This is a genomic window from Cupriavidus sp. SS-3, assembly GCF_035818815.1.
Classification (GTDB): Bacteria; Pseudomonadota; Gammaproteobacteria; order Burkholderiales; family Burkholderiaceae; genus Cupriavidus; species Cupriavidus taiwanensis_C.
The window spans coordinates 118136-142935 of sequence record NZ_JAYLVT010000002.1 but is presented as its reverse complement, the minus strand read 5'-3'; the positions used below and the strand labels follow the sequence as shown (position 1 = coordinate 142935).

Annotated in this window: 24 protein-coding genes and 1 tRNA gene; 9 read left to right on the top strand and 16 right to left on the bottom strand. The window is 67.9% G+C overall.

Annotated elements, in window-relative coordinates; translation table 11 throughout:
* Nucleotides 1–4 precede the first annotated feature (4 nt).
* Nucleotides 5–403: a sirohydrochlorin chelatase gene (locus U9J39_RS04010; RefSeq protein ID WP_326346574.1), complete on the top strand. Its 399-nt coding sequence runs from the start codon at nucleotides 5–7 to the stop codon at nucleotides 401–403.
* 83 nt (nucleotides 404–486) lie between these two features.
* Here U9J39_RS04010 and cobA read toward each other — a convergent pair whose 3' ends face one another.
* The 7 genes from cobA to U9J39_RS03975 are packed head-to-tail and all read right to left on the bottom strand — an operon-like array spanning nucleotide 487 to nucleotide 7515.
* Nucleotides 487–1287, bottom strand: a complete 801-nt coding sequence (cobA, locus tag U9J39_RS04005) for a uroporphyrinogen-III C-methyltransferase (protein ID WP_115710616.1) — start codon at nucleotides 1285–1287, stop codon at nucleotides 487–489.
* A gap of 38 nt (nucleotides 1288–1325) precedes the next feature.
* A complete protein-coding gene (locus U9J39_RS04000; RefSeq protein ID WP_115710618.1) occupies nucleotides 1326–2630 on the bottom strand; it encodes a sulfate adenylyltransferase subunit 1 in 1305 nt (434 codons plus the stop codon).
* A gap of 25 nt (nucleotides 2631–2655) precedes the next feature.
* Nucleotides 2656–3621: a sulfate adenylyltransferase subunit CysD gene (cysD, locus tag U9J39_RS03995; RefSeq protein WP_025583934.1), complete on the bottom strand. Its 966-nt coding sequence runs from the start codon at nucleotides 3619–3621 to the stop codon at nucleotides 2656–2658.
* An 11-nt stretch (nucleotides 3622–3632) separates the two neighbouring features.
* Complete coding sequence (locus U9J39_RS03990) at nucleotides 3633–4436, bottom strand: phosphoadenylyl-sulfate reductase (protein ID WP_115710620.1); 804 nt, start codon at nucleotides 4434–4436, stop codon at nucleotides 3633–3635.
* Nucleotides 4433–5014, bottom strand: a complete 582-nt coding sequence (locus U9J39_RS03985; protein WP_116313000.1) for a DUF934 domain-containing protein — start codon at nucleotides 5012–5014, stop codon at nucleotides 4433–4435. The genes U9J39_RS03990 and U9J39_RS03985 overlap by 4 nt, the downstream gene beginning before the upstream one ends.
* A 16-nt stretch (nucleotides 5015–5030) precedes the next feature.
* Nucleotides 5031–6713 carry a nitrite/sulfite reductase gene (locus U9J39_RS03980; RefSeq protein ID WP_326346573.1) on the bottom strand — a complete coding sequence of 561 codons (1683 nt, stop codon included), beginning with the start codon at nucleotides 6711–6713 and terminating at the stop codon, nucleotides 5031–5033.
* Between the two features lie 28 nt (nucleotides 6714–6741).
* On the bottom strand, nucleotides 6742–7515 hold the full coding sequence (locus U9J39_RS03975) for a sulfite exporter TauE/SafE family protein (protein ID WP_115710626.1): 774 nt from the start codon (nucleotides 7513–7515) through the stop codon (nucleotides 6742–6744).
* A gap of 164 nt (nucleotides 7516–7679) precedes the next feature.
* On the opposite strand from U9J39_RS03975, the gene U9J39_RS03970 reads away from it, so the two are divergent.
* From U9J39_RS03970 to U9J39_RS03955, 4 genes are all read left to right on the top strand, one after another.
* Nucleotides 7680–8621 (top strand): CysB family HTH-type transcriptional regulator, encoded by a 942-nt coding sequence (locus U9J39_RS03970; protein ID WP_018008018.1) that lies wholly within the window; start codon nucleotides 7680–7682, stop codon nucleotides 8619–8621.
* An 86-nt stretch (nucleotides 8622–8707) separates the two neighbouring features.
* The gene (locus tag U9J39_RS03965) at nucleotides 8708–9865 is read left to right on the top strand and encodes a class I SAM-dependent methyltransferase (protein ID WP_326346572.1); all 1158 of its coding nucleotides are present in this window, start codon (nucleotides 8708–8710) and stop codon (nucleotides 9863–9865) included.
* An 89-nt stretch (nucleotides 9866–9954) separates the two neighbouring features.
* The gene (locus U9J39_RS03960) at nucleotides 9955–11118 is read left to right on the top strand and encodes an ABC transporter substrate-binding protein (RefSeq protein WP_115710630.1); all 1164 of its coding nucleotides are present in this window, start codon (nucleotides 9955–9957) and stop codon (nucleotides 11116–11118) included.
* Between the two features lie 44 nt (nucleotides 11119–11162).
* A complete protein-coding gene (locus tag U9J39_RS03955) occupies nucleotides 11163–12044 on the top strand; it encodes an NAD(P)-dependent oxidoreductase (protein WP_326346571.1) in 882 nt (293 codons plus the stop codon).
* 20 nt (nucleotides 12045–12064) lie between these two features.
* Here the strand turns inward: U9J39_RS03955 and U9J39_RS03950 are convergent, their stop codons facing one another.
* Nucleotides 12065–12985, bottom strand: coding sequence for an alpha/beta hydrolase (locus U9J39_RS03950; RefSeq protein ID WP_326346570.1), 921 nt, complete (start codon nucleotides 12983–12985; stop codon nucleotides 12065–12067).
* A gap of 165 nt (nucleotides 12986–13150) precedes the next feature.
* Here U9J39_RS03950 and U9J39_RS03945 point away from each other — a divergent pair.
* Nucleotides 13151–13235 (top strand) — tRNA-Leu (locus tag U9J39_RS03945).
* A 65-nt stretch (nucleotides 13236–13300) separates the two neighbouring features.
* Here U9J39_RS03945 and U9J39_RS03940 read toward each other — a convergent pair.
* The 3 genes from U9J39_RS03940 to U9J39_RS03930 are packed head-to-tail and all read right to left on the bottom strand — an operon-like array spanning nucleotide 13301 to nucleotide 14080.
* Nucleotides 13301–13393, bottom strand: coding sequence for a hypothetical protein (locus tag U9J39_RS03940; RefSeq protein WP_240987689.1), 93 nt, complete (start codon nucleotides 13391–13393; stop codon nucleotides 13301–13303).
* A 44-nt stretch (nucleotides 13394–13437) separates the two neighbouring features.
* A complete protein-coding gene (locus U9J39_RS03935; RefSeq protein ID WP_326346731.1) occupies nucleotides 13438–13749 on the bottom strand; it encodes a helix-turn-helix domain-containing transcriptional regulator in 312 nt (103 codons plus the stop codon).
* Nucleotides 13730–14080, bottom strand: coding sequence for a type II toxin-antitoxin system RelE/ParE family toxin (locus U9J39_RS03930; protein ID WP_326346569.1), 351 nt, complete (start codon nucleotides 14078–14080; stop codon nucleotides 13730–13732). Before U9J39_RS03930 ends, U9J39_RS03935 begins: the two co-directional genes overlap by 20 nt.
* Before the next feature lie 216 nt (nucleotides 14081–14296).
* Here U9J39_RS03930 and U9J39_RS03925 point away from each other — a divergent pair, with 216 nt between their 5' ends.
* From U9J39_RS03925 to U9J39_RS03915, 3 genes are all read left to right on the top strand, one after another.
* On the top strand, nucleotides 14297–15040 hold the full coding sequence (locus tag U9J39_RS03925; protein ID WP_115710638.1) for a M48 family metallopeptidase: 744 nt from the start codon (nucleotides 14297–14299) through the stop codon (nucleotides 15038–15040).
* Between the two features lie 415 nt (nucleotides 15041–15455).
* The gene (gene aspT / locus U9J39_RS03920) at nucleotides 15456–17141 is read left to right on the top strand and encodes an aspartate-alanine antiporter (protein ID WP_115710640.1); all 1686 of its coding nucleotides are present in this window, start codon (nucleotides 15456–15458) and stop codon (nucleotides 17139–17141) included.
* Nucleotides 17142–17235: 94 nt separating this feature from the next.
* Nucleotides 17236–18861, top strand: a complete 1626-nt coding sequence (locus tag U9J39_RS03915; RefSeq protein WP_116313007.1) for a bifunctional aspartate transaminase/aspartate 4-decarboxylase — start codon at nucleotides 17236–17238, stop codon at nucleotides 18859–18861.
* Nucleotides 18862–18932: 71 nt separating this feature from the next.
* Here the strand turns inward: U9J39_RS03915 and hutG are convergent, their stop codons facing one another.
* From hutG to hutU, 5 genes are read right to left on the bottom strand one after another with little or no spacing between them, the layout of a single operon-like run.
* Entirely contained in the window at nucleotides 18933–19745 is an 813-nt protein-coding gene (hutG, locus tag U9J39_RS03910; RefSeq protein WP_326346568.1) for an N-formylglutamate deformylase, read from the bottom strand.
* 32 nt (nucleotides 19746–19777) lie between these two features.
* Nucleotides 19778–21184 (bottom strand): formimidoylglutamate deiminase, encoded by a 1407-nt coding sequence (locus tag U9J39_RS03905; RefSeq protein ID WP_326346567.1) that lies wholly within the window; start codon nucleotides 21182–21184, stop codon nucleotides 19778–19780.
* The gene (gene hutI / locus U9J39_RS03900; RefSeq protein ID WP_326346566.1) at nucleotides 21181–22434 is read right to left on the bottom strand and encodes an imidazolonepropionase; all 1254 of its coding nucleotides are present in this window, start codon (nucleotides 22432–22434) and stop codon (nucleotides 21181–21183) included. Before hutI ends, U9J39_RS03905 begins: the two co-directional genes overlap by 4 nt.
* Entirely contained in the window at nucleotides 22431–23033 is a 603-nt protein-coding gene (locus tag U9J39_RS03895; RefSeq protein ID WP_326346565.1) for a HutD/Ves family protein, read from the bottom strand. Before U9J39_RS03895 ends, hutI begins: the two co-directional genes overlap by 4 nt.
* On the bottom strand, nucleotides 23030–24730 hold the full coding sequence (hutU, locus tag U9J39_RS03890) for a urocanate hydratase (RefSeq protein ID WP_116313011.1): 1701 nt from the start codon (nucleotides 24728–24730) through the stop codon (nucleotides 23030–23032). Before hutU ends, U9J39_RS03895 begins: the two co-directional genes overlap by 4 nt.
* Nucleotides 24731–24800 lie beyond the last annotated feature (70 nt).

Here is a 24800-nt window from a genome sequence, read left to right as displayed (position 1 = left end):
GGCCATGGCAGCTTCCGATCGCGCCCTGGTCCTGTTCGCGCATGGCGCGCGCGATGCGCGCTGGCGCGAGCCGTTCGAGCGGCTGCAGCAGAAGCTGGTTGCCGCCCTGCCCGGCTGCGAGGTGCGGCTGGCATTTCTGGAACTGATGTCGCCGCTGCTGGCCGATACGCTGGCGGAACTCGCCGCGGGCGGCGTCGCCGAGGTTACCGTGGTGCCGGTGTTCTTCGGCCAGGGCGGGCATATCCGGCGCGATTTGCCTGCCTTGCTCGACCAGTGCCGGCAGGCCCATCCCGGCATTCGGCTGCATTGCGCGGCCGCGGTCGGCGAGTCCGATGCGGTGCTGGATGCGATCGCGGCCTATTGCATGGCGTCGCTGCCCGGGACGGACCGCGCCCAGCCCTGAACGGCAGCTTGCCCCGGCCATGAAAAAAGCCCCGTGCCGGCGTACCGGCACGGGGCTTTGTCGTTCTGGCGTGCGCTTGCGGCTCAGGCAGCGCGCGGCGTGCGCACTTCAGTCACGCCCGCATCCTCGCGCGGCGCCTCGGTCGCGCGCGCGGCCAGCGCGGCGCCGATCATCAGCAGGCTGGGCTGCACCGGGTCGATCCATGCCGCCGCTTCGCCGGCCGCCATCTGGCCGAGCGTGAACTCGCGGCTGCGCTGGCGCGGCGTGGTGGCAGCTTCCACCACCCAGGTCGGCGTCGACGCGGGCTTGCCGTGCGCGATCAGCTGCGCGGCAATCGAGGCGGCCTGGTCCCGGCCCATGTAGTAGACCAGCGTGTCGGCCTTGACCGCGGCTTCGATATCGGGCGAGCCCTCGCCATCCGCTGCCTTGGCCTGCGTGGCAAACGCCACGCTGCGCGACACGCCGCGCTTGGTCAGCGGCTTGCCGATGGCCGACGCGGCCGCCAGCGCCGCGGTGATGCCCGGCACCACCTCGTACTCGATGCCGGCCGCTTCCAGCGCCTGCAATTCCTCGTCGGCGCGCCCGAACAGCATCGGGTCGCCGCCCTTCAGGCGCACCACGCGTTCGTACTTGCTGGCCAGATCCACGATCTGCCGGTTGATGAACAACTGCGCGGTGGAGCGCTGGCCGCAGCGCTTGCCGACTTCGACCAGCTCCGCCTGCGGACACCAGGCCAGCATCTCCGGGGACACCAGTGCATCGTGCAGCACCACCTGGGCTTCGCCCAAAAGCCGTGCACCACGCACCGTAATGAGGTCTGCCGCACCGGGGCCTGCCCCGATGAGGAACACCTTGCCGTAGGTCTTCTGCGCCTGCTTGTCCATCTGTTGCCCCTTGTCCGCTCGTTCCTGTTCGTTACCGATCAGGAAAACGCACGGATCATGCCTGCGGCCACCGTGTGGTTGGTCGCCTCGTCGATCAGCACGAAGGCGCCCGTGGCCGGATTATCGCCGTAGGCATCGCACACGATCGGCTTCTGCAGCGAAATCTGCACCGAACCGATGTCGTTCAGGCGGATATCGTGGCGGCCGGTCTCGTGCGACAGCGTGTGCACGTCCAGCACGCGGTCCACCGCCGACACGCGCGCGAACACGCTGGCCGTGGTGTGCTTGAGCACGTACTTGCGCGACGGGTTCAGCGACTCGTCGTCGAACCAGCACAGGTCGGCCTGCAGCTTCTTGGCGGAAGCCGCGGTCGCATCGGCGGCAACGAACATGTCACCGCGTGATACATCGACGTCCTCGGCCAGGCGCACGGTGACCGTGTCGCCGACGTTGGCCGATTCCGCGGCGCCGTTCGGGGTCAGCACTTCGGCCACCACCGCTTCGCGGTTGGCGGGCAGCACGCGCAGCTTCTGGCCGACGCGCACGGTGCCGGCTTCGACGCGGCCGGCATAACCGCGGAAGTCGTCCGACTGCGAACCGTCCTGGCGGATCACCAGCTGCACCGGGAAGCGCAGCGCGGCGTCGTCCTCGGGCGCGGCTTCTTCCACCGGCAGCTCTTCCAGCAGCGGCAGCAGCGGCTCGCCCTGGTACCACGGCATGGCATCGCTCTCATGCACGATGTTGTCGCCGCGCAGCGCGGACACCGGCACGTAGCGCACGTCCTTCAGGCCCAGTTGCTCGGCCAGTTCGGCATAGGCGGCGCGGATCTCGTTGAAGGTCTGCTCGCTGAAGTCGACCAGGTCCATCTTGTTGACGGCGACGATCACGTGCTGGATCTCCAGCAGCTTCAGGATGGCCGAGTGGCGCTTGGTCTGTGCCAGCAGCTCGGCACGGCCGTCCTTGACGGTCACGCGGGTGGCATCGACCAGCACGATGGCCGCGTGCGCGGTCGACGCACCGGTGACCATGTTGCGGGTGTACTGCTCGTGGCCCGGCGTATCCGCGATGATGAACTTGCGGCGCGCGGTCGAGAAGTAACGGTAGGCCACGTCGATGGTGATGCCCTGCTCGCGCTCGGCTTCCAGGCCGTCGGTCAGCAGCGAGAAATCGATCTGCTCGCCGGCGGTGCGCTTGTTCTTGGCGTTGGCCAGCGCGGTCAGCTGGTCGGACAGCACGGCCTTGCTGTCGTACAGCAGGCGGCCGATCAGCGTGCTCTTGCCGTCGTCGACCGAGCCGGCGGTGATGAAGCGCAGCAGGCCTTGGTGGGTTGCTTGGTGAGTCATGTCTGGATCCTTTGCTGCGTGCGGCTTAGAAGTAGCCTTCCTTCTTGCGGCGTTCCATCGAGGCTTCGCTGGTCTGGTCGTCCATGCGGGTGGCGCCGCGCTCGGTGATCTCGGTCACCGCGGTCTCGGCGATGATCGCTTCCGGCGAATCGGCAACGCTGGCCACCGGGCAGGTGCAGCTGATGTCGCCGACGGTGCGGAAGCGGACCGACAGCACTTCGCTGACGTCGCCGTCCTGCTTGGGCGTGATCGGCGTGACCGGGACCAGCAGGCCATTCTTGCGCACCACTTCGCGCTGGTGGGCGTAGTAGATCGGCGGCAGCGCCAGGTTTTCGCGGGCGATGTACTGCCACACGTCCAGTTCGGTCCAGTTCGAGATCGGGAACACGCGCATCTGCTCGCCCTGCGCCATGCGGGCGTTGTACAGGCTCCACAGCTCGGGGCGCTGTGCCTTGGGGTCCCACTGGCCGAACTCGTCGCGGAACGAGAAGATGCGCTCCTTGGCGCGGGCCTTCTCTTCGTCGCGGCGGGCACCGCCCATCAGCGCGTCGAACTTGTGCGCCTCGATGGTTTCCAGCAGCGTCACGGCCTGCGCGGCGTTGCGTGAATCGGTTTCCTTGCGCAGGCGCACGGTGCCGCGCTTGATCGAGTCTTCCACATGGCCCACCACCAGGCGCGCGCCCAGTTCGGCCACGCGCTGGTCACGGAACGCGATCACTTCCGGGTAGTTGTGGCCGGTGTCGATATGCACCAGCGGGAACGGCAGCTCGATCTTGCGGTCACCCAGGCGGAAGGCCTTCAGCGCCAGGTGCAGCATCACGATCGAGTCCTTGCCGCCGGAGAACAGCAGCGCCGGGTTGCGGCACTCGGCCACCACCTCGCGGATGATGTAGATCGACTCGGCTTCGAGGCGGTCGAGGTGATCGTTCTGTACTTGCAACAGGTGCGCCACGCTGCTGGTGGCTTCTGCGATGTCGTTCATGATGCCCATTTTTTCCGGCCTCAATGCTTGATGTTCTGTTCGTGAAGCCCGCACTCTTTCGAGTCCTTGCTCTCCCACCACCAACGTCCCGCACGGACATCCTCGCCCGCGCGCACGGCACGCGTACACGGCTCGCAGCCGATGCTCGGGTAGCCCTTGGCGTGCAGGTCGTTGATGGGCACGTTGTGGCGCTTCAGGTAGGCCCACACTTCGGCCTCGCTCCAGTCCGCCAGCGGGTTGAATTTGGGGATGCCGCGGGCCTCGTCCATTTCCTCGAACGGCAGCTCGGCGCGCGTCACGGCCTGCTCGCGGCGCTGGCCGGTCAGCCAGGCGTCGGCGTGCGACAGCGCGCGGTTGAGCGGCTCGACCTTGCGGATGCCGCAGCATTCCTTGCGCAGGTCGATGCTGTCGTAGAAGCCGTTCAGGCCATTCTTCTTCAGGTAGTTCTCGACGGCCTCGGCGTCCGGCGTGAACTGCTCGATGCTGTAGCCGTAGTGCGACTGCACCTTGTCCAGCACTGCCAGCGTCTCGGCGTGCAGGCGCCCGGTCTGCAGCGTGAACACGCGGATGCCGGCGCGCACGGCTTCGGTGCCGCGCAGGATCGCGTCGGTCAGCACCATGTCCTCGGCCGCCAGGCTCGAGGCAAAGCGCGCGCGGAAGAAGCGCGCGGCGATGCCCGCCAGGCGCTCGCCCAGCTCGCGCTCCTTCTGCTCCAGCGCGGCGATGCTGCCGGTGTATTCCGGCGCAACCCACAGCGCAGGCGGACGCAGCGCCGACGCCGCACCGGCGTCGACCACGGCGATGTCGCTCAGCACCGTGCTCATGCCGCTTCCTTCGGTTGCGCGCCAACCTCTGCCCGCGCACGGCGGAACAGCGGCAGCGGCTCATCCACCGAAGCCTGGTAGGTCACGGTGAACTCGGTGAAGCCCTTGATGGCGTCGTCGATGTTCTTGTCGGCGCGCACCGCGAAGGCGTCGAAACCGCAGCGCTTCATGAAGTTGAGCTGGTCGCGCAGCACGTCGCCGATGGCGCGCAGCTGGCCCTTCCAGTGGTAGCGGGTGCGCAGCAGGTAGGCAGTCGAGAAGCCGCGCCCGTCGCGGAACACCGGGAAGTCCACCGCCACCAGCGCCACGCGCGCGAAGTACGCCTCGGCATCGCCCGGCTCGTCTTCCGGGGCCAGCCACACGCCGGTGCGGGCCGCATCGCGGCCGGCCAGCAGCGCTTCGTTGGCCTTCCACACCGACAGCGGGAACAGCACCGCGTCCTGGCTTTGCGCGGCCGCGGCAATCTGCTCGTCGGTCAGCGGCTGCTCGGCGGTGCCGCGCAGCACGGTCCAGGCGTCATCGACGATGACGGGGGCGACGGTAGCGCCGTCCTGTTGCAGTTGAATGATCTTTGCCATGTTCAGTCTCCGGTCCTCAGGCTTCGGCGCGCTCGCGCGGCTGCTTGTCGGCATAAACGCGCTCCTTGAACGGGGCGATGCCGATGCGGGACAGGGTTTCGATAAAGCGTTCGTCTTCGATGCGGTTGGCCACGAAGGTGTCGATGATGCGGCTCACCACCTCGGGCATTTCCTCGGCGCTGAACGACGGGCCGATCACCTTGCCCAGCGCGGTCTGGTTGCCCTGGGCGCCGCCCAGCGTGACCTGGTACCACTCCGAACCATCCTTGTCGACGCCCAGCACGCCGATATTGCCGACGTGGTGGTGGCCGCAGGCGTTGATGCAGCCCGAGATGTTCAGCGAGATCTCGCCCAGGTCATAGACATAGTCCAGGTCGTCGAAACGCTCCTGGATCGCCTGCGCGATGGGGATAGACTTGGCGTTGGCCAGCGAGCAGAAATCGCCGCCGGGGCAGGCGATGATGTCGGTCAGCAGGCCGATGTTCGGCGTGGCCAGGCCGGCCTTCTTCGCCAGCTGCCACAGCGCGTACAGGTCCTGCTTCTTCACGTCCGGCAGCACCAGGTTCTGCTCGTGCGCGACGCGCAGCTCGCCGAAGCCGAACTGGTCGGCCAGGTCCGCCACGGTTTCCATCTGCGCGTCGGTGGCGTCGCCCGGGGGCGAGGCCAGGCCGGGCTTGGTCGACAGCGTCACCGCGGCGTAGCCCGGCACCTTGTGGCCGTGCACGCTGCGGCTGACCCAACGCGCGAACGCCTTGTCTTCCAGCAGGTGGTTTTCGTACGAAGCGTCGGTGTCGGCCAGCTTTTCATACGCGGGCGGCGTGAAGTACTGCGCCACGCGGTCGAACTCGACCTGCGTCAGCGTGGCCGGACCGTCCTTGCTGTGCTGCCATTCTTCCTCGACTTCCTGGGCGAACTTGTCGGCGCCGATCGCCTTCACCAGGATCTTGATGCGGGCCTTGTACTTGTTGTCGCGGCGTCCGTAGCGGTTGTACACGCGAATGGCCGACTCGATGTAGGTCAGCATGTGCTGCCACGGCAGGTCGTCCTTGATGATCGTGCCCAGGATCGGGGTACGGCCCAGGCCGCCGCCGGCGAGGATGCGCAGGCGCGTTTCGCCGTCGGCATTCTTGTAGGCGTAGACGCCGATGTCGTGCATCTGCACCACGGCGCGATCGTCCTTCGACGCCGAGATCGCGATCTTGAACTTGCGCGGCAGGAAGGCGAATTCCGGCTGGAACGTGCTCCACTGGCGCAGCAGCTCGGCCAGCACGCGCGGATCCACCGACTCGTCCGGCGCCACGCCGGCGAAGTGGTCGGTGGTGATGTTGCGCACGCAGTTGCCCGAGGTCTGGATCGCGTGCATCTCGACGCTGGCGAGCTCGGCCAGCACGTCGGGCACGCGCTCCAGCTCCATCCAGTTGTACTGGATGTTCTGGCGGGTCGAGAAGTGGCCGTAGCCGCGGTCGTATTCGCGCGCGATATGGGCCAGCTTGCGCATTTGCTTCGACGACAGCAGGCCGTACGGGATCGCCACGCGCAGCATGTAGGCGTGGCGCTGCATGTACAGGCCGTTCTGCAGCCGCAGCGGCAGGAATTCTTCCTCGGTCAGCTCGTCCGCCAGGCGGCGGCGCACCTGGTCACGGAACTGGGCGACGCGCTCGGCGACGATACGCTGGTCATATTGGTCGTACTGATACATGGCGGGGTCCGTTCAGTATTCGTTGAATTCAGGAAACGAGCTTGATGGCGACGAGTGTCAGCGTCGTCGCCAGGGCGGCACGCACCAGCCGCTCGGGCAGCGCCCGCGACAGTTGCGCGCCCAGCCAGATGCCGGGGATCGAACCCACCAGCAGCGCCAGCAGCAAATTCCAGTCGACCGTGCCTAGCCACACGTGGCCCAGCCCGGCCAGCGCCGTCAGCGGGACGGCGTAGGCAATGTCGGTGCCGGCCACTTCGGCCGGCTTCATTTGGGGATACAGCAGCAGGATCAGCGTGGCGCCGACCGCGCCGGCACCGATCGACGAGACCGTGACCAGCACGCCGATCACCGCGCCGACGATGACGGTGGCAACCACCTGCCTGCGGCCATGCAGCTGGAAGCGCGGGTTGCGTTCCAGCCAGGCCAGCATCTGGCGGCGGAACAGCAGCGACAGCACCGTCAGCAGCACCGACACGCCGATGGTCACGCGGATCGCATGCAGCCAGCGGGCGTCGAGTTCGCCGGCGCTCTTCAGCACCAGGATGGCGGCCACGGCCGCCGGCAGGCTGCCAATGCACAGGCGCCGCACCACCTGCCACTGCACGTGGCCATGGGCGCGATGCGCGATGGTGCCGAAGCCCTTGGTGATGGCCGCGAAGGCCAGGTCGGTGCCGACCGCGGTGGCCGGCGAGAAGCCGAACAGCAGCGTCAGCAGCGGCGTCATCAGCGAGCCCCCTCCCACGCCGGTCAGTCCGACGAGGACGCCTACGAACAGACCGGAAAAGGTATAGGCCAGGGACATGGGGGACTCGGTGTGGCGAGGCCCGCGGATCTCGCCGTGGAACTGGCCGCGGCGGGAAGGCGCACCGAGGGCAGGCCGTTCATTAACAAAGTTCGAGAATCGTAATAAACTGGCCTCATACCTCAAACTAATAAGAAGTTGTTTGTTTATACGAACGCAGATATATGAACTTGCACCAGTTTCGCTTCGTGCGGGAAGCCGTCCGGCAGAATTACAACCTGACCGAGGCCGCTAAAGCGCTCTATACGTCACAACCCGGCGTATCCAAGGCCATCATCGAGCTGGAAGAAGAATTGGGGGTCGATATCTTCACGCGCCACGGCAAGCGCATCCGCAGCCTGACCGAGCCCGGCCGCCGCATCCTCAGCTCGGTCGAGAAGATCCTGCAGGAGGTGGAAAGCCTGAAGCGCGTCGGCATGGACTATGCGGCTCAGGACCAGGGCAACTTCACCATCGCCACCACGCATACCCAGGCGCGCTATGCGCTGCCCCGCGTGATCAGCGAGTTCACCAAGCGCTACCCCAAGGTGCGGCTGTCGATCCAGCAGGGCAATCCGGCCCAGATCGCCGACATGCTGCTGCATGACCAGGCCGACATCGGCATCGCCACCGAGGGCATCTCCAGCGACAAGAACCTGGTGTCGCTGCCGGGCTACCAGTGGACTCACATGGTGATTACGCCGCCCGAGCACCCGCTGCTGGAAAAGAAGCACCTGGCGCTGGAAGACCTGATGGGATACCCGCTGATCACCTACGATGCCAACTTCGCCGGGCGCACCAAGATCGACAAGGCCTTCGCGCTGCGCCACCTGGCGCCGGACATCGTGCTCGAGGCCATCGACGCGGATGTGATCAAGACCTATGTGGAGATCGGGCTGGGCGTGGGCATCGTCGCCGGCGTCGCCTATGATGCCGAGCGCGACCGCAACCTGCGCGGCATTGCCGCCGGGCACCTGTTCGGCAGCAACGTGACCCACCTGGCCGTAAAGCAGGGGGCCTACCTGCGCAGCTTTGTCTATACCTTCATCGAGCTGTTCTCGCCGACGCTCAACCGCAAGCTGGTCGAGCAGGCCATGTCCGGCGAACACGAAGCCTACGAACTCTGAGGCGGCCACCGCTGCCGCCCCACTCTAATAAGAAGTCAATCCACGATGCCTGCCCTGCCTATCCCAACCTGCCGTCCGGAGGTCCTGTGAGCGACCTGCCCGGCATCCACTGGACCGAAAACGGCGTCGAGCACAGCGCCGCCTGGCGCTCCGAGGCCGGCCTGCCGCCGCCGCGGCGCGTGGTCGTCGCCGACGACACCACCAGCGCCGATACCGCCTACCGGCTTGCCTGCGAAGGCACCGCGCTGCTGTGGCGGGGCGATTTCCAGAACGCGCGCCAGTTGCTGAATGCGCTGGCGCGCCGCACCGAGCGCAAGCCCAAGAAGGCCAGCCGCCCCGGCCACAAGGCCCGGGACAAGAGCCAGGCCGCGTCGCCCACCGAGGCCTTCCACCTGCACCGGCTGGCGCAGTCGCAGCGCGCGCGCACGCTGGGCATGCTGCTGCTGCCGTTCGAGGCAGGCCACCAGATCCCGCTGCGCCGCGCGCCCGATGTGCAGGAAGCGTGCGAACAGGTCTACGGCCCGGCCGGCGAGCCCTACGTGGCCTCGCTGCGCGAGCTGCTGGGCATGATCGGCGCGTTCGAATGGCGCAGGAAGGGCGTGGAGATCCCGGCGCTGGAAGACCGCATCCACCCGTGGTACGGCGTGTTCTCGCCGGTGCGCGGCGAGTACATCGACCTGGTCGCGGCCGAGCCGCTGCCGGCTACGACGCTGGCCTTCGATATCGGCACCGGCACCGGCGTGCTGGCCGCGGTGCTGGCCCGCCGCGGCGTGCAGCGCGTGGTGGCCACCGACCAGGACGCGCGCGCGCTGGCCTGCGCGCGCGAGAACATCGCCAGGCTCGGCTACACCGGGCAGGTCGAGGTGATCGAGGCCGACCTGTTTCCCGCCGGCCGCGCGCCGCTGGTGGTATGCAACCCGCCGTGGGTGCCGGCACGGCCGAGTTCGCCGGTCGAGCGCGCCGTCTATGACCCCGACAGCGCCATGCTGCGCGGCTTCCTGCAAGGGCTGGCCGAGCACCTGGAACCCGGCGGCGAGGGCTGGCTGCTGCTGTCCGACCTGGCCGAGCACCTGGGCCTGCGCCAACGCGACGAACTGACGGGCTGGATCGAGGCCGCGGGGCTGAAGGTGCTGGGCCGTTCCGACATCCGCCCGCGCCACCCGCGCGCGGCCGATGCGGCCGACCCGCTGCACGCGGCGCGCTCGGCCGAAGTGACCTCGCTCTGGCGCCTGGGGGTGCGCTAAGGCTGCTAAAGCCGCTGCCGCGGGGCCACGGTGCCCCGCCGGCCGAGTTCGGCTATCCTTTCCCGTCACATATAAGAACGGAGGAGACCATGCTGAAGCTGCCCCTGCGCCCCCTGCTGCTTGCCGGCGCGCTGTTCGTCGCCGGCGCCGCGCATGCCGACATCCGCGTCGGCATCGATGTGTCCACCACCGGGCCGGCCGCCTCGATCGGCATCCCGTCCAAGAACACCGTGCTGATGTGGCCGCAGACGCTGGGCGGCCAGAAGGCGCACTACATCATCCTCGACGACGGCACCGACCCGGCCGCCGCGGTGCGCAACGTGCGCAAGCTGATCTCCGAGGAAAAGGTCGACGTGATCGTCGGCCCCAACATCACGCCCACCGCAATCGCCGCGCTCGACGCCGTGGCCGAGGGTGAGACCCCGATGGTGGCGCTGGCCGCCTCGGCCGCCATCGTCGAGCCGCAGACCGACGCCAAGCGCCGCTGGGCCTTCAAGATGCCGCAGAACGACTCGCACATGGCCACTGTGCTGACCGAGTACATGAGCAACCACGGCGTGCGCACGGTCGGCTTTATCGGCTTTGCCGACGCCTATGGCGAAAGCTGGTGGCGCGAGTTCTCGAAGCTGGCCGAGCTGCGCAAGATCCGGGTGGTGGCCAACGAGCGCTTCTCGCGCAACGACACCTCGGTCACCGGGCAGGTGCTCAAGCTGATGGCGGCCAACCCGGACGCGATCCTGATCGCCGGCGCCGGCACGCCGTCGGTGCTGCCGCAGAAGACGCTGGGCGAGCGCGGCTACAAGGGCAAGGTCTACCAGACCCATGGCATCGCCACCTGGGACTTCCTGCGCATGGGCGGCAAGGACGTGGAAGGCACGCTGTTCCCGACCGGGCCGGTGGTGGTGGCGCGCCAGCTGCCCGAGAGCCACCCAGTGCGCAAGGTGGCGCTGGACTTCGTCAATCGTTACGAAGCAAAGTACGGCGCCGACAGCGTGACGCAGTTCGCCGGAGATGCGTGGGGCGCATGGATGCTGCTCGACGACGCCGCCCGCCGCGCGCTGAAGACCGGCGCCCAGCCCGGCACGCGCGAGTTCCGCGCGGCCATGCGCGACGCGCTGGAGACCACCACCAATCTCACCATCCCCAACGGCGTGATGAACCTGAACCCGAAGGACCACCAGGGCTTCGACCAGCGTTCGCGCGTGATGGGGGTGATCCGCAACGGCAAGTTCGCCTACGCGGGCGACAAGTAGCCCGCCGCATCAATGCAACAACGCATCAGGAAAGGAAGCATCGCATGAGCACCACTCCCACCCCCGTCACCGTCGCCTTTATCGGCCTGGGCGCCATGGGCTCGCACATGGTGCGCCACCTGCTGGCCGCCGGCCACACCGTGCGCGCCTTCGTGCGCCGCCCGGAAGCAGCCGAGGCCGCGCGCGCGCTGGGGGCAGAGCCCTTCTTCACGCCCGCCGAGGCGGCCCGCGGCGCCAGCGTGGTCTTCACCAACGTGACCTCGTCCGAAGACGTGCGCGAGGTGCTGCTGGGCGCGCAGGGCGTGATCCACGGGGCCGCGCCCGGCACCATCTGCGTCGACCACAGCACCATCTCACCCATCGTCACGCGCGAGATCGCCGCGGCCCTGGCCGCGCGCGGCATCGAGGCGCTGGACTGCCCGGTCTCGGGCGGCACCATGGGCGCCGAGGCCGGCACGCTGACCATCATGGTCGGCGGCAAGGCCGAGATGCTGGAACGCGTGCGCCCGCTGCTCGAGCTGCTGGGCAAGACCATCACCCATATCGGCGACCACGGCGCGGGCCAGGTCGCCAAGCTGTGCAACCAGATCGCCCAGGTGGTGAATATCGAAGGCATTGCCGAGGCGATGCGCTTTGCCGCCGCGCAGCAGGTCGATACCGGCCGCGTGTTCGAAGCCATGGCGACCGGCATGGCCGGCAGCCGCATGCTCGACCTGATGGGCCCCAAGATGGTGGCGCGCAACTTTGCCGCGGGCATCGAGGCGCGGCTGCACGACAAAGACTTCGGTCTGGCGCGCGACATCGCCGAGGAAATCGGCCTGGAACTGCCGGCGATGCAGGCCACCTCGGCGCAACTGCGCGCGCTGATGGCCAGGGGCTGGGGCAAGGACGATACCTCGTCGCTGCTGCGCGTGCTGGAGGACTGAGGCCCGGCGCGCGCCGGGGCTCAGCGCTCCACCAGCCGCAGCACCGCTTGCGTCAGCGCGCCGTCCGCGCTGGCCAGGCTGTCCAGCACGTTGAAATGATGGCAGTCCGGCAGCACCAGGTCGCTCGCCGCCGGATGCGCCACCTTGGCCGGCCACGCCGCGCGGATCAGCGCATGCTGGCGGTGGTATTCGGCCGCCTCCAGCTCGCCCACGGCGATCGCCAGTGGCGCATCGCTGGCGGGCGCCATGTACGCGGGCGACAGCCGCGCGACATCGGCCGCCGATAACTTCAGGTCGCACTGCAGGAAGGCTGCGCGCCGCAGCGGCTCCAGGTCGTACAGCCCGCTGACCGAGAGCCCGCCGCGGATCAGCCCTGCAGGCAGGTCGGCTCCGAACTGCGGCCAGCGCGCGGCCATCAGCATCGCCACCAGGTGGCCGCCCACCGAATGCCCCGCCACGAACAGCCGCTGCGGGTCATGGCCGAGACGGTCCGCCTGCCGGTACAGCCAGGCCACGCTGCGCAGCACCTGCTGCACGATCTCCGGCACCGTCGCCGCCGGCACCAGCGTGTAGTTGACCACGGCCACCGACACCCCCAGCGCCGGCAGCGCGCCGGCGACGAAGCTGTGGTCGTGCTTGTCCAGCGCGCGGTAATAGCCGCCGTGCACGAACACCAGCAGCGGCGGCAAGGCCCCGTTGGCGCGCTGCGCGGGAAAGTAGTCCAGGGTCTCGCCCGACGCATGGCGCGAGTCCGCGCCGGCATAGCTCAGGTCCGCCAGGAACGCCCCGCGCGCACGCACCTGCGCGGACCACTGCGCCCAGCGCGCCAGATGCGCCGGGTTGTCCGGCACATTGGCGCGGTTGTTGTACTCGCGGTCATAGAAGGCGGGGTCCTGCGAAGGCAGGCTGGCAAGGCGCGCAAGCAAGTCTGGGTCGGTCATGGCGGTCGGGGTCGGCACAGTCGGTACGGTTGGCGGGCGCAGGACTGGACGCCATGCTACCGGATTTGCGTGGCCCGGGACCGGCCCGGCGCCGGTTGTCCGGCGGCCGGATTTCCGGCATAATCCCCGGCTCAGCCCGGCATCGGTTCCGATGCCGTCACACCTGCCCGGGTGGTGAAACAGGTAGACGCAGGGGACTCAAAATCCCCCGCCGCAAGGCGTGTCGGTTCGAGTCCGACCCCGGGCACCAGATTCCTTCCCTGCCAAAGCTCGCAGCCAAAAAGCCGTCCACCTCAGGCCGGCTCCTGCCCGGGCTCAGACCTCGGTTTCCTCTAGCTTGTGCGTCTTCAGCCAGTCGCGCACCAGGACATTGAGCCGCGTTTGCCAGCGCGGTCCGCTTGCCTTCAACGCCTCGAGAACATCGTCATCGAGGCGTACCGTCGTGGCAGTCTTCAGGTCGCGTGAGCAGATGTGTTCAATGGCTGCACCGCCAGCCGCATTCCCATCGCCTCGAGAATGGCCGACAGGCTGCTGAGCGCCGGATTGCCCTTTGGCGACAGCGTGCGATAGAGCTGGGTAGGATTCAGGTGCGCCCGCTCGGCCACGGCCTGAACACCGCCAAAGGCCTGCGCCATCTGGCGCAGCACGACCAGCAACTCTGACTGGTCACCATCGGCCAAGATGCCATTGATGACCTCCAGCGCCAGAGCCGGATCGCTGTGGTACAGCTCGGCCATCGCCTCGTCATGGGGCCTGCTTCTCATCATCCGATCTCCGTTGCCAGTCCTGCCAACAGCCCACCGCTCGGGCGATATCCGCGTCCTGCGTCCGCTTGTCGCCACCACACAGGAGCAGCACCACGCGATGACCGGACACGGAGTAATAAACCCGATAGCCCGGCCCGACGTCGATGCGCAGCTCCCACACGCCGTCACGGCAGAACTTGTGATGGCCGAAATTTCCCAGCTCGACCCGGGCCACCCGGCGAATCACCGCCACCTTGGCCTGGCTGTCGCGCAGCCGCCGAAGCCAGTCCAGGTAGAGATCCTGATGCTCGCCCGGCGTCAAGTAGTGCTCGATTCGGTAGAGATTCATTTTCGTCTATAAACGAATAAAGATCAAGCCACCGACTCGACATTGCTGAGGCCCGCTTTGGAAATTCGCCCTCTCACCAGCCGGTTCGGTCACATCGCTTATACCTGCAATGCCTTCCGACCGACGTTTCAAGGTGTGTCGGACAGCGCCCACTGGTGCCCCGGGGCGTGGCTTCCTATCCTATGGCATTGCCCTCCCATCAACCCCGGAGCGACCATGAGCCGACTGACCCTATCCGCCCTCGCCTGCGCCACGCTGCTGGCCGGCTGTGCCGGCGCCAACATGGAAAGCCTGACCCAGGCCGGCGGCAGCCTGTTCACCGCGGCCACGCTGTCGGACAGCAACGTGAAGACACTGTCGGACCAGTCCTGCGCCGAGATGGACAAGAAGAACACCATCGCGGCGGCGAACAGTACGTACGCGCGTCGGCTGGCCACCGTGATGAGCGGCCTGGGCAATACCGGGCTGCCGCTCGACGCCAAGGTCTACGTGACCAAGGACATCAATGCCTGGGCCATGGCCAACGGCTGCGTGCGTGTCTACAGCGGCCTGATGGACCTGCTCAGCGACGACGAGGTGCGTGGCGTGGTCGGCCATGAGATCGGCCATGTGGCGCTGGGCCACACCAAGGCGGCGATGCAGGTGGCCTACACCGCGGCCGCGGCGCGCGGCTTGCTGGGGTCGACCGGCATCGCTTCGCTTACGGCGCTGTCGTCGTCGCAGATCGGCGCGCTGGCCGAGCAGTTCGTCAATGCGCAGTTCTCGCAGCGCCAGGAAACCGCGGCCGACGATTACTCCTTCGACCTGCTGACGAAGAACGGCGCCAACCGCCAGGCGCTGGCATCGGCGTTCCGCAAGATGTCGCAACTCGATGGCGGGCAATCGAGCATGCTGAGTTCTCACCCCGGTTCGCTCGAGCGCGCCAAGCATATCGAAGCACGCCTGGCCGGCGGGCGCTGAGCGCGGCGCATTCCTCGCTGCCGCCGCACCCATCCGGGTGAGGCGGCACCCTCCCTGCGGCGGGTGCGCGCCGTGCCCTGGCGCGCTGCCATCGAGCCCGCTACCGCGAGGCGCGCAACCCCGCGCGCGCATTGTTGACCGCGTTTAATTCGCCGACAAAAGCTTTCACTACGCCGACCCCGGGGCGGCAGAGATAATCCTTTCGCTGCTCGACACGGCCATGCCGTCGCACGCGCTGCCTGCGTGCCGACACCGCAAACGGCCAGCGTCGCCACGCTCGCCCTCGCCCGGGCCGGTATGCCGCGCCACGCACCGCGGCACCTGCGCGCGCGCCGCCTGCGAGGCCGAGCCCAAGCGCCCCCACACCCGGATGCCACAACTCGCCCAACCTGCCTCACTCGTTCAGGAGCCCTCGATGGACTGGTTGCACGTGATTTTCCAGAAGTCGCCCGAATCCGCGCTGTTCCTGTCGCTGGCGGTTGGCTACGCGATCGGCAAGATCACGTTCGGGCGTTTCCAGCTGGGCGGTGTCGCCGGCTCGCTGCTGGCCGCGGTGGTGATCAGCCAGGTCGGCGTCGAGATCGACAACGGCGTCAAGGCGGTGATGTTCGCGGTCTTCATCTACGCGGTGGGCTATGAAAGCGGCCCGCAGTTCTTCAACTCGCTGAACCGCAGCTCGCTGCGCGAGATCGCCATGGCGGTGTTCATGGCGGTGTGCGGCCTGGTCACGGTGGTGGTGCTGGCCAAGCTGTTCCATCTCGACAAGGGCCTGGCCGCGGGCCTCGCCGCCGGCGGCATGACGCAGTCGGCGATCATCGGCACCGCGGGCGATGCCATCACCAAGCTTGGCCTGCCGCCCGACCAGGTCAAGACCCTGCAGGCCAACGTCGCGATCGGCTATGCGGTGACCTATGTGTTCGGCTCGCTCGGCGCGATCATCGTCTGCGTCAACATCCTGCCGCGCTTCATGAAGGCGGACCTGAAGGCGGATGCCAAGAAGGTCGAGGCCAAGCTCAACGGTGGCCTGCCCCAGTACGGTCCGGGCCAGCGCGGCGCGCTGCCCCGGCTGGTCGGCCGGCTGTATCGCGTGAATGACGCATCCGGACAGACCGTCGCGCAGCTCGAGATGAGCGGCGAGGACCTCGTCACCGTGGAAAAGGTGCAGCGCGCCGGCAAGCAGCTCGACGTCACGCAGGACCTGGTGCTGCAGCACGACGACCTGGTGCTGCTGGTCGGCCGCCGCGATGCCATCGTTCCGGCCGCCGCCCAGATCGGCGAGGAAGTGGCCGATGCCGATGGCATGGGCGCGGTGATGCAATCGCGCAACGTGGTGTTCACCGCCAAGGGCATGAACAACAAGACCGTCGCCGAGATCGTCGACATGGTCGGGCGCGACATGCGCCATGGCGTCTATATCGAGCGCATCGAGCGCTATGATCACCCGCTGCCGCTGCTGCCCGAGTTGAAGCTGCAGCATGGCGACATCCTGACGCTGTATGGCACCCCCGCCGATACCAAGCGCGCGGCGGGGATGGCCGGCTACGAGCTGGTGCCCAGCGAGAAGACGGACTTCGTCTACTTCGGCGCCGGCGTGCTGGTGGGCCTGCTGATCGGCCTGCTGGTCTGGCGCGTCGGCTCGATCCCGCTGACCCTGGGCGCGGGCGGCGGCGCGCTGCTGTCGGGGCTGGTGTTCGGCTGGGCACGGTCCAAGCACAAGATGTTCGGCGCCATGCCGACCGCCGCGTGCCAGTTGCTGAAGGATTTCGGGCTGGCCGCGTTCGTCGCCATCGTCGGCATCAATTCCGGCCTGCAGGCAGTGACCACGCTGCGCCAGAGCGGCCTGACCATCTTCCTCCTGGGCGCGGTGGTGACGCTGCTGCCGCTGTTCCTGACCATGCTGTTCGGCCGCTACGTGCTGAAGTACGACAACGCCGCGCTGCTGGCCGGCGCGCTGTCGGGCTCGCGCAGCGCCAACCCGGCCTTCGGCGGCATCCTCGACAAGGCCGAAAGCCCGGTGCCGACGGTGCCGTTCGCCATCACCTACGCGCTCGCCAACGTGCTGCTGACGCTGCTGGGCCCGCTGGTGGTGGGCCTGGTCTAGCGCGTTTCCCTTTGCCCTCTCCGCTGCTGCGCGGGCCCGTGCCGCCGGTGCCGGCCCGCCAACCCAACAACAAGCGTCTACACAGGAGCAAGCCATGAGCAAGTTCGATATCTCCAAGCTGTCCAGCCTCTCGCCGTTCGAACTGAAGGATGAACTGATCAAGCTGGCCAGCAGTGACGCCGAGCGTCTCATGCTGAACGCCGGCCGCGGCAACCCCAATTTCCTGGCGACGGTGCCGCGCCACGGCTTCTGGCAACTCGGCCTGTTCGCGATGCGCGAATCGGAGCGCTCGTTCTCGTACATGCCGGAGGGCGTCGGCGGCTTTCCGCGCCGCGAAGGTATCGAGGAGCGCTTCGATCTGTTTGCGCGAGAGTTCGCCGATACTCCGGGCGTGAAGTTCCTGGCCGGCGCGGTGTCGTACGTGCGCGACCAGCTGGGGCTGAGCGCGACCGATTTCCTCTACGAAATGTGCGAAGGCATCCTCGCCTGCAACTATCCGGTGCCGGACCGCATGCTCAAGCTGTCGGAGAAGATCGTCGGCCAGTACATCCGCAAGGAGATGATCGGCGACCATCCGTTCATCGGCGAGTTCGACCTGTTCGCGGTCGAGGGCGGCACCGCGGCCATGACCTACCTGTTCAACTCCATCCGCGAGAACCGCCTGCTCAAGCCCGGCGACACCATTGCGCTGGGCATGCCGATCTTCACGCCGTATATCGAGATCCCCGAGCTGAACGACTACCAGCTGGAAGAGCTGTCGATCGACGCCGATCCCGACTCGCGCTGGCAGTATTCGAAAAAGGAGCTCGACAAGCTGCGCGACCCCAAGGTCAAGGCCTTCTTCCTGGTCAACCCGAGCAACCCGCCGTCGGTGCGCATGAGCGACGAGAGCCTCGAATACCTGGCCTCGATCATCGAAGAGCGCCCCGACCTGATCATCCTGACCGACGATGTCTACGGCACCTTTGCCGACAACTTTGTCTCGCTGTTCGCGATGTGCCCGAAGAACACCATCCTGGTGTACTCGTTCTCGAAGTACTTCGGCGCTACCGGCTGGCGCCTGGGCGTGATCGCCACGCATCGCGACAATATCTTCGACCTGCAGATCGGCAAGCTGCCGGACGCGGATCGGCGGGAACTGAACCAGCGCTACAGCTCGATCACCACCGAGCCGGAGCAGCTCAGGTTCATCGACCGCCTGGTGGCCGACAGCCGCACCGTGGCGCTGAACCATACTGCCGGCCTGTCCACGCCGCAGCAGGTGCAGATGGTGCTGTTCTCGCTGTTCTCGCTGATGGACACGCCGGACAACTACAAGAACGCGATGAAGCGGCTGATCCGCAGCCGCAAGGCGTCGCTGTATCGCGAGATCGGCATCGCGCCGGAAAGCGATGATCCGAACGCGGTCGACTACTACACCCTGCTGGACATCGAGCAGCTGGGCGGCAAGGCGATCGGGCCAGACTTCGTCAAGTGGATCATGAACTCGGTCGAGCCGAACGAGCTGCTGTTCCAGCTGGCCGACGAAGCCGGCGTGGTGCTGCTGCCGGGTCGCGGCTTCGGCACGCGCCACCCGTCGGGGCGGGTGTCATTGGCTAACCTGAACGAAGCCGACTACGCCAAGATCGGGCGCTCGATCCGCAAGCTGTTCGAGGCCTATGTCGAGAAGTACAACGCGGCGACGGGGAGCAAGGCCGACAAGAATGTCGTGAAGAAATAAGCCTTCGTTGACGTGTTCACGCCCGGCACTGCCGGGCTTTTTCTTTTGCTGTCAGCGGCACCCCGCCAGATTCACCGCGCTTCCACAAACTCCAGCACCGTCGCCAGCATGCCGCGCAGCGCCGGCTGCAGCGCCGTGGCACGCGCCTCGTCATAGGCGAACGGATACACCTCGCTCATGTAGGCGCACTGCGACAGCTCCAGCTGCACCGCGTGCACGCCCTCGGCCGGCTTGCCGTATTGCCGCGTGATATAGCCACCCTTGAAGCGGCCGTTGAGCACCGCGGTATGGCCCGGTACCGCGCTGGCCTGTTCCAGCAGCTGGCCGGCGAGCGCGGCGTCGCAGCTGTCGCCGTTGGCGGTGCCGAGGTTGAAGTCGGGCAGCTTGCCGTCGAAGAAGCGCGGCAGCACCGAACGGATCGAATGCGCATCCCACAGCGCGACAGTGCCATGCGCAGCCTTGAGCCGCGCCAGCTCCTCGGCCAGTGCCTGGTGGTACGGGCGCCAGATCGCATCGCGGCGCGCGGCGATCTCGGCGTCGTCGGGACCGTTGCCGTCGGCATAGAGCGGCGTCTTGTCGAAGGTATCGACCGGGCACAGGCCGGTGGTGTCCTGGCCGGGATACAGGTTGGCGTTGTCGGGCGGCCGGTTCAGGTCGACCACGTAGCGCGAGTGCGTGGCCGCCAGCACCGACGCGCCCAGTTCGCGGGCGAAGTCGTACAGGCGCTCCAGGTGCCAGTCGGTGTCGGGCACGGTGCGGGCCTCGGCGCTCAGGCGCTGCGAGACCGATGCGGGCAGGTGCGTGCCGACATGCGGCATCGAAACCAGCAGCGGGCGCGTGCCCCGGTGCAGGGTGAAGGCGGGGGTATCGGTGGAAAAGGACATGGTGGTTCGATGCAGTGGGCGTGTGCCCGGTTTCAGTCGGCCAGCAGGCTGGCGCGCGCCGCGATAAACAGGCGCCCGGCCTCCGCCTGCAGCGGATGCGCGCCATGCTGCACGCGGCTGCGGCCGGCAGTGCGGACTTCCGCTAGTGTCTCATGGCCGTGGCAGGCGAACACATGCGTGGCCAGTGCCTGCGGCCCGTCGAGCCCCGCCAGGGTCGGATGCGCGCCGTCCAGCACGACGAAGTCGGCCTGCTGGCCCGCTGCCAGTCCGGCCACCGCGCGGCCTGCTGCACGTGCGCCGCCGGCCACCGCTTCCAGGTACAGGCGGTCGGACACCTGCGCGTGCGTGTCGGATGCCAGCACGTTGCGCCGCTGCAGGCCGAGCCGCTGGCCGTATTCGAACAGCCGCAGCTCCTCCGCCACGCTGACGCTGGCATGGCTGTCCGAGCCGATGCCCCATGCGCCCTGCTGCGCCAGGTAGGGCGCTGCCTCGAACACGCCGTCGCCCAGGTTGGCCTCGGTGGTCGGGCAGATGCCGGCCACCGCGCCGCTGTGCGCCAGGCGCCGGCGCTCGTCCCAGTCCATATGGGTGGCGTGCACCAGGCACCAGCGCGCATCGACTTCGACATGGTCGAACAGCCACGTCACCGGCCGCGTGCCCGACCACGCGATGCAGTCGTCGACCTCTTTCTGCTGCTCGGCGATATGGATGTGCACCGGCGCTTGCGCGTCGATCGCGCGCAGGCCCGCCAGCGCATGCAGCAGGCTTGCCTCCGGCACCGCGCGCAGCGAGTGCGGTGCCAGTCCGAGGCGCGCGCCGGATTGCGCGCACGCGGGGCGCAGCCGTTCCAGCAGCCTCAGCATTGCATCGGTGTCGTGCAGAAAGCGCCGCTGTCCTTCCAGCGGCGGCTTGCCGCCAAAGCCCGCGTTCTGGTACAGCACCGGCAGCAGCGTCATGCCGATGCCGGCGTGCTGCGCCGCGCGCAGCAGCCGCAGCGACATCTCGGCGGCATCGGCATAGGGCCTGCCGCCTTCATCGTGATGCACGTAGTGGAACTCGCACACGCTGGTGTAGCCCGCGCGCAGCATCTCGATATAGAGCTGGGTGGCGATGGCTTCCAGCGTGTCGGGCGAGAGCCGCTGCGCGAAGCGGTACATCAGCGTGCGCCAGCTCCAGAACGAATCGGCGCCGGCCGGATCGTCGCCCTGCGGGCGGCTGCGGAATTCCGTCAGGCCGGCAAAGCCGCGCTGGAATGCATGCGAATGCAGGTTGGGCATGCCCGGCAACACCGGGCCCGCCGCACGCGGCACGCCGGCCGCTGGCGCCGCCCCCGCCTGCACGGCGGTGAAGCGGCCGTGCTCGTCCCAGGCCAGCAGCACGTCGCGGGCCCAGCCGTCCGGCAGCAGCGCAAACGGCGCGAACAGTTGCGTGCCGCTCATGCCGTGGCTCCCGCGCAGGCATGGACCCGACCCTGGCGCACCACCGTCGCGACCGGATTGCGGCCGAACCAGTACGCTAGCTCGGCGGGCGAATCGATGCGCCACAGCGCGAAATCGGCAGCCCGGCCCGCTGCCAGCCGCCCATGGCGATCGGTGGCGCCCAGCGCTTGCGCCGCGTGCGCGGTCACGCCGGCGAGCGCCTCCGGCACCGTCAGCCGGAACAGCGTGCAGGCCATATTCATCATCAGCAGCAGCGAAGTCACCGGCGAGGTGCCCGGGTTGTGGTCGGTCGAGATCGCCATCGGCACGCCGTACTGGCGCAGCAGCGCGATCGGCGGCAGGTTGGTGTCGCGCAGGAAGTAGTAGGCGCCCGGCAGCAGCACCGCCACCGTGCCGGCTTCGGCCATCGCGGCCACGCCCGCCTCGTCCAGATGCTCGAGATGGTCGGCCGAGAGCGCGCGATGGCGTGCCGCCAGCGCGGCGCCGCCCAGGTTGCTGAGTTGCTCCGCATGCAGCTTGACGCACAGGCCATGGCGCGCGGCGGCGTCGAACACGCGTTCGGTCTGGGCGATCGAGAAACCGATCGACTCGCAGAAGGCATCGACGGCATCGACCAGGCCCTCTTCGGCCAGCGCCGGCAGCATGGTGTTGCAGACCAGCTCGATATAGTCGTCGGCACGGTCCGCGTATTCCGGCGGCAGCGCATGCGCGCCGAGGAAGGTGGTGTAGACCGAGATGCCGAAATGGTCGCCCAGCCGGCGCGCCACGCGCAACTGCTTGCGTTCGGATTCCAGGTTCAGGCCATAGCCGGACTTGATCTCGATGGCGGTGACGCCCTCGGCCAGCAGCGGCTGCAGGCGCGCCGCGGCCTGCGCGAACAGCGTGTCTTCGTCGGCGGCGCGCGTGGCGCGCACGGTCGAGACGATGCCGCCGCCGGCGCGCGCGATCTCTTCATAGCCGGCGCCGGCCAGGCGCATGGCGAATTCGTCGGCGCGCTGGCCGCCGTAGACCAGGTGCGTGTGGCAATCGACGAGGCCAGGCGTGATCCAGGCTCCCTCGGCATCATGCCGCGGCGCGCCGCGCCAGGCTTCGGGCAAATCCGCTGCCGAGCCAAGCCAGGCGATGCGTCCGTGCTCGACCACCAGCGCGGCATCGCGGATCGCCTGCGCGGGATCGGCGTCGGGCAGCAGGTGGCAGTTGTGCCAGACACCGTCCGCGCTAGGCACGGCGGATGCATAGGTCAGCGTCATTGAGCGGGCTCCATTTCCAGGGTGACGCACAGGCACAGCGCCGCGTCACCGGCGGGTTCAAACGCAAGGCTCGATGCGGCCGCGGCCGCGCCAGCCAGCAGGCCGTCGCCCGCTTGCAGCAGCGTGGCGCCGTCCTTCGCCTGCCAGGCACCGTTGACGGCCAGCAAGCACAGCGTGTGGCTGCCGGTGCTGACCGCAAATCCTGCGCGGAACGCTTCGACGCGCGCACGGCAGCGTCCGCGCCGCGTCATCACGTTGAAGTCGCGCGTGGCGCCGTCGAGCAGCGTCGCCTGCAAGCTGGTATCGCCGGAAAACGCGAACGGCTCGCCGACGCCGGCCAGACGATGACTGAAGCTGCCGTCGTCCGCGCGCAGCGTCACGCCCGCGCCGTCGAGCAGCACGATCTGGCGGTCGATGCCTGGGAACGCCGAGAACGGTCCATCGCTTTCGATATCGGCCACGCTCAGGCGCCAGACAAAGTCATCCATGCCCGCACCCGGCGGCCACACCGCGATCTCGCGCGTGTTGCCGCCGCCATTCTTCCAGCGCGTGGGCGCGATCTCGGCCAGCGCGAAGGATTCAAACAGCGCCGGGCTCATACGCCCTTCACCATCGGCAGGTCCAGGCCCTTCTCGTGCGCGCAGGCGATGGCAAGGTCATAGCCCGCATCCGCATGGCGCATCACGCCGGTGGCCGGATCGTTCCACAGCACGCGCTCGATGCGCTTTGCCGCCGCGTCTGTGCCGTCGCACACGATCACCACGCCGGAATGCTGCGAGAAGCCCATGCCCACGCCACCACCGTGGTGCAGGCTGACCCAGGTGGCGCCGCCGGCGGTGTTCAGCAGTGCGTTCAGCAGCGGCCAGTCCGACACCGCGTCGGAACCGTCGCGCATCGCCTCGGTCTCGCGGTTCGGCGACGCCACCGAGCCGCAGTCGAGGTGGTCGCGCCCGATCACCACCGGTGCCTTCAGTTCGCCCGACTTCACCATCTCGTTGAAGGCCAGCCCGGCGCGATGGCGCTCGTCCAGACCCACCCAGCAGATCCGCGCCGGCAGGCCCTGGAAGGCGATGCGGTCGTGCGCCATGTCGAGCCAGCGATGCAGGGCTTTGTCCTCGGGGAACAGTTCCTTCATCTTGGCGTCGGTCTTGTAGATATCCTCGGGATCGCCCGACAGCGCGACCCAGCGGAACGGCCCCTTGCCGCGGCAGAACAGCGGGCGGATATAGGCCGGCACGAAACCGGGAAAATCGAAGGCGTTCTGCACGCCTTCGTCGAACGCCACCTGGCGGATGTTGTTGCCGTAGTCGACCGTCGGCACGCCCATCTTCTGGAAGTCGAGCATGGCCTGCACGTGCTTGACGATCGACGGACGCGCGGCGGCTTCCACCGACTTGGGATCGTGCTGGCGCGCATGCTCCCACTGCGCGACGGTCCAGCCTTGCGGCAGGTAGCCGTTGACCAGGTCGTGCGCGGAGGTCTGGTCGGTGACGATATGCGGTCGCATGCCGCCGCCCTGCGCGCGCTTTGCCAGCTCCGGCACGATGTCGGCGGCGTTGCCGAGCAGGCCGACCGAGATCGCCTCCTTCTTTGCCGTGGCCTCGGCGATCATCGCCAGTGCTTCGTCGAGCGTGGTGGCCTTCTTGTCGAGGTAGCGCGTGCGAATGCGGAAGTCGATGCGCGATTCCTGGCATTCGATCGCCAGCACGCACGCACCCGCGAGCACGCCCGCCAGCGGCTGCGCGCCGCCCATGCCGCCGAGGCCCGCAGTCAGGATCCACTTGCCCGACAGGTCGCCGTCGTAGTGCTGGCGGCCCGCTTCGACAAAGGTCTCGTACGTGCCCTGCACAATGCCCTGGGTGCCGATGTAGATCCACGAGCCCGCGGTCATCTGGCCGTACATCATCAGGCCGGCACGGTCCAGCTCATTGAACTTGTCCCACGTAGCCCAGTGCGGCACCAGGTTGGAGTTGGCGATCAGCACGCGCGGCGCATCGGGATGCGTGCGGAACACGCCGACCGGCTTGCCCGACTGCACCAGCAGCGACTCGTCTTCACCTAGCCGGCGCAGGCTGTCCAGGATCGCGTCGAAGCATTCCCAGTTGCGCGCGGCCTTGCCGATGCCGCCGTACACCACCAGGTCCTGCGGGCGCTCGGCTACGTCAGGATCGAGGTTATTCTGGATCATGCGGTAGGCGGCTTCGATCAGCCAGTTCTTGCAGTGCAGCTGGGTGCCTCGCGGCGCGCGGATCTCGCGCTGGCCGCGTTGCAGGGATTGGGATTCGGGAGCGTTCATGTGTTGTTCTCCTTATGGGATGGCGCTGGTGGCGCGATCGGTTTCTGATGCGCTTGGTGCGTGACTGGGA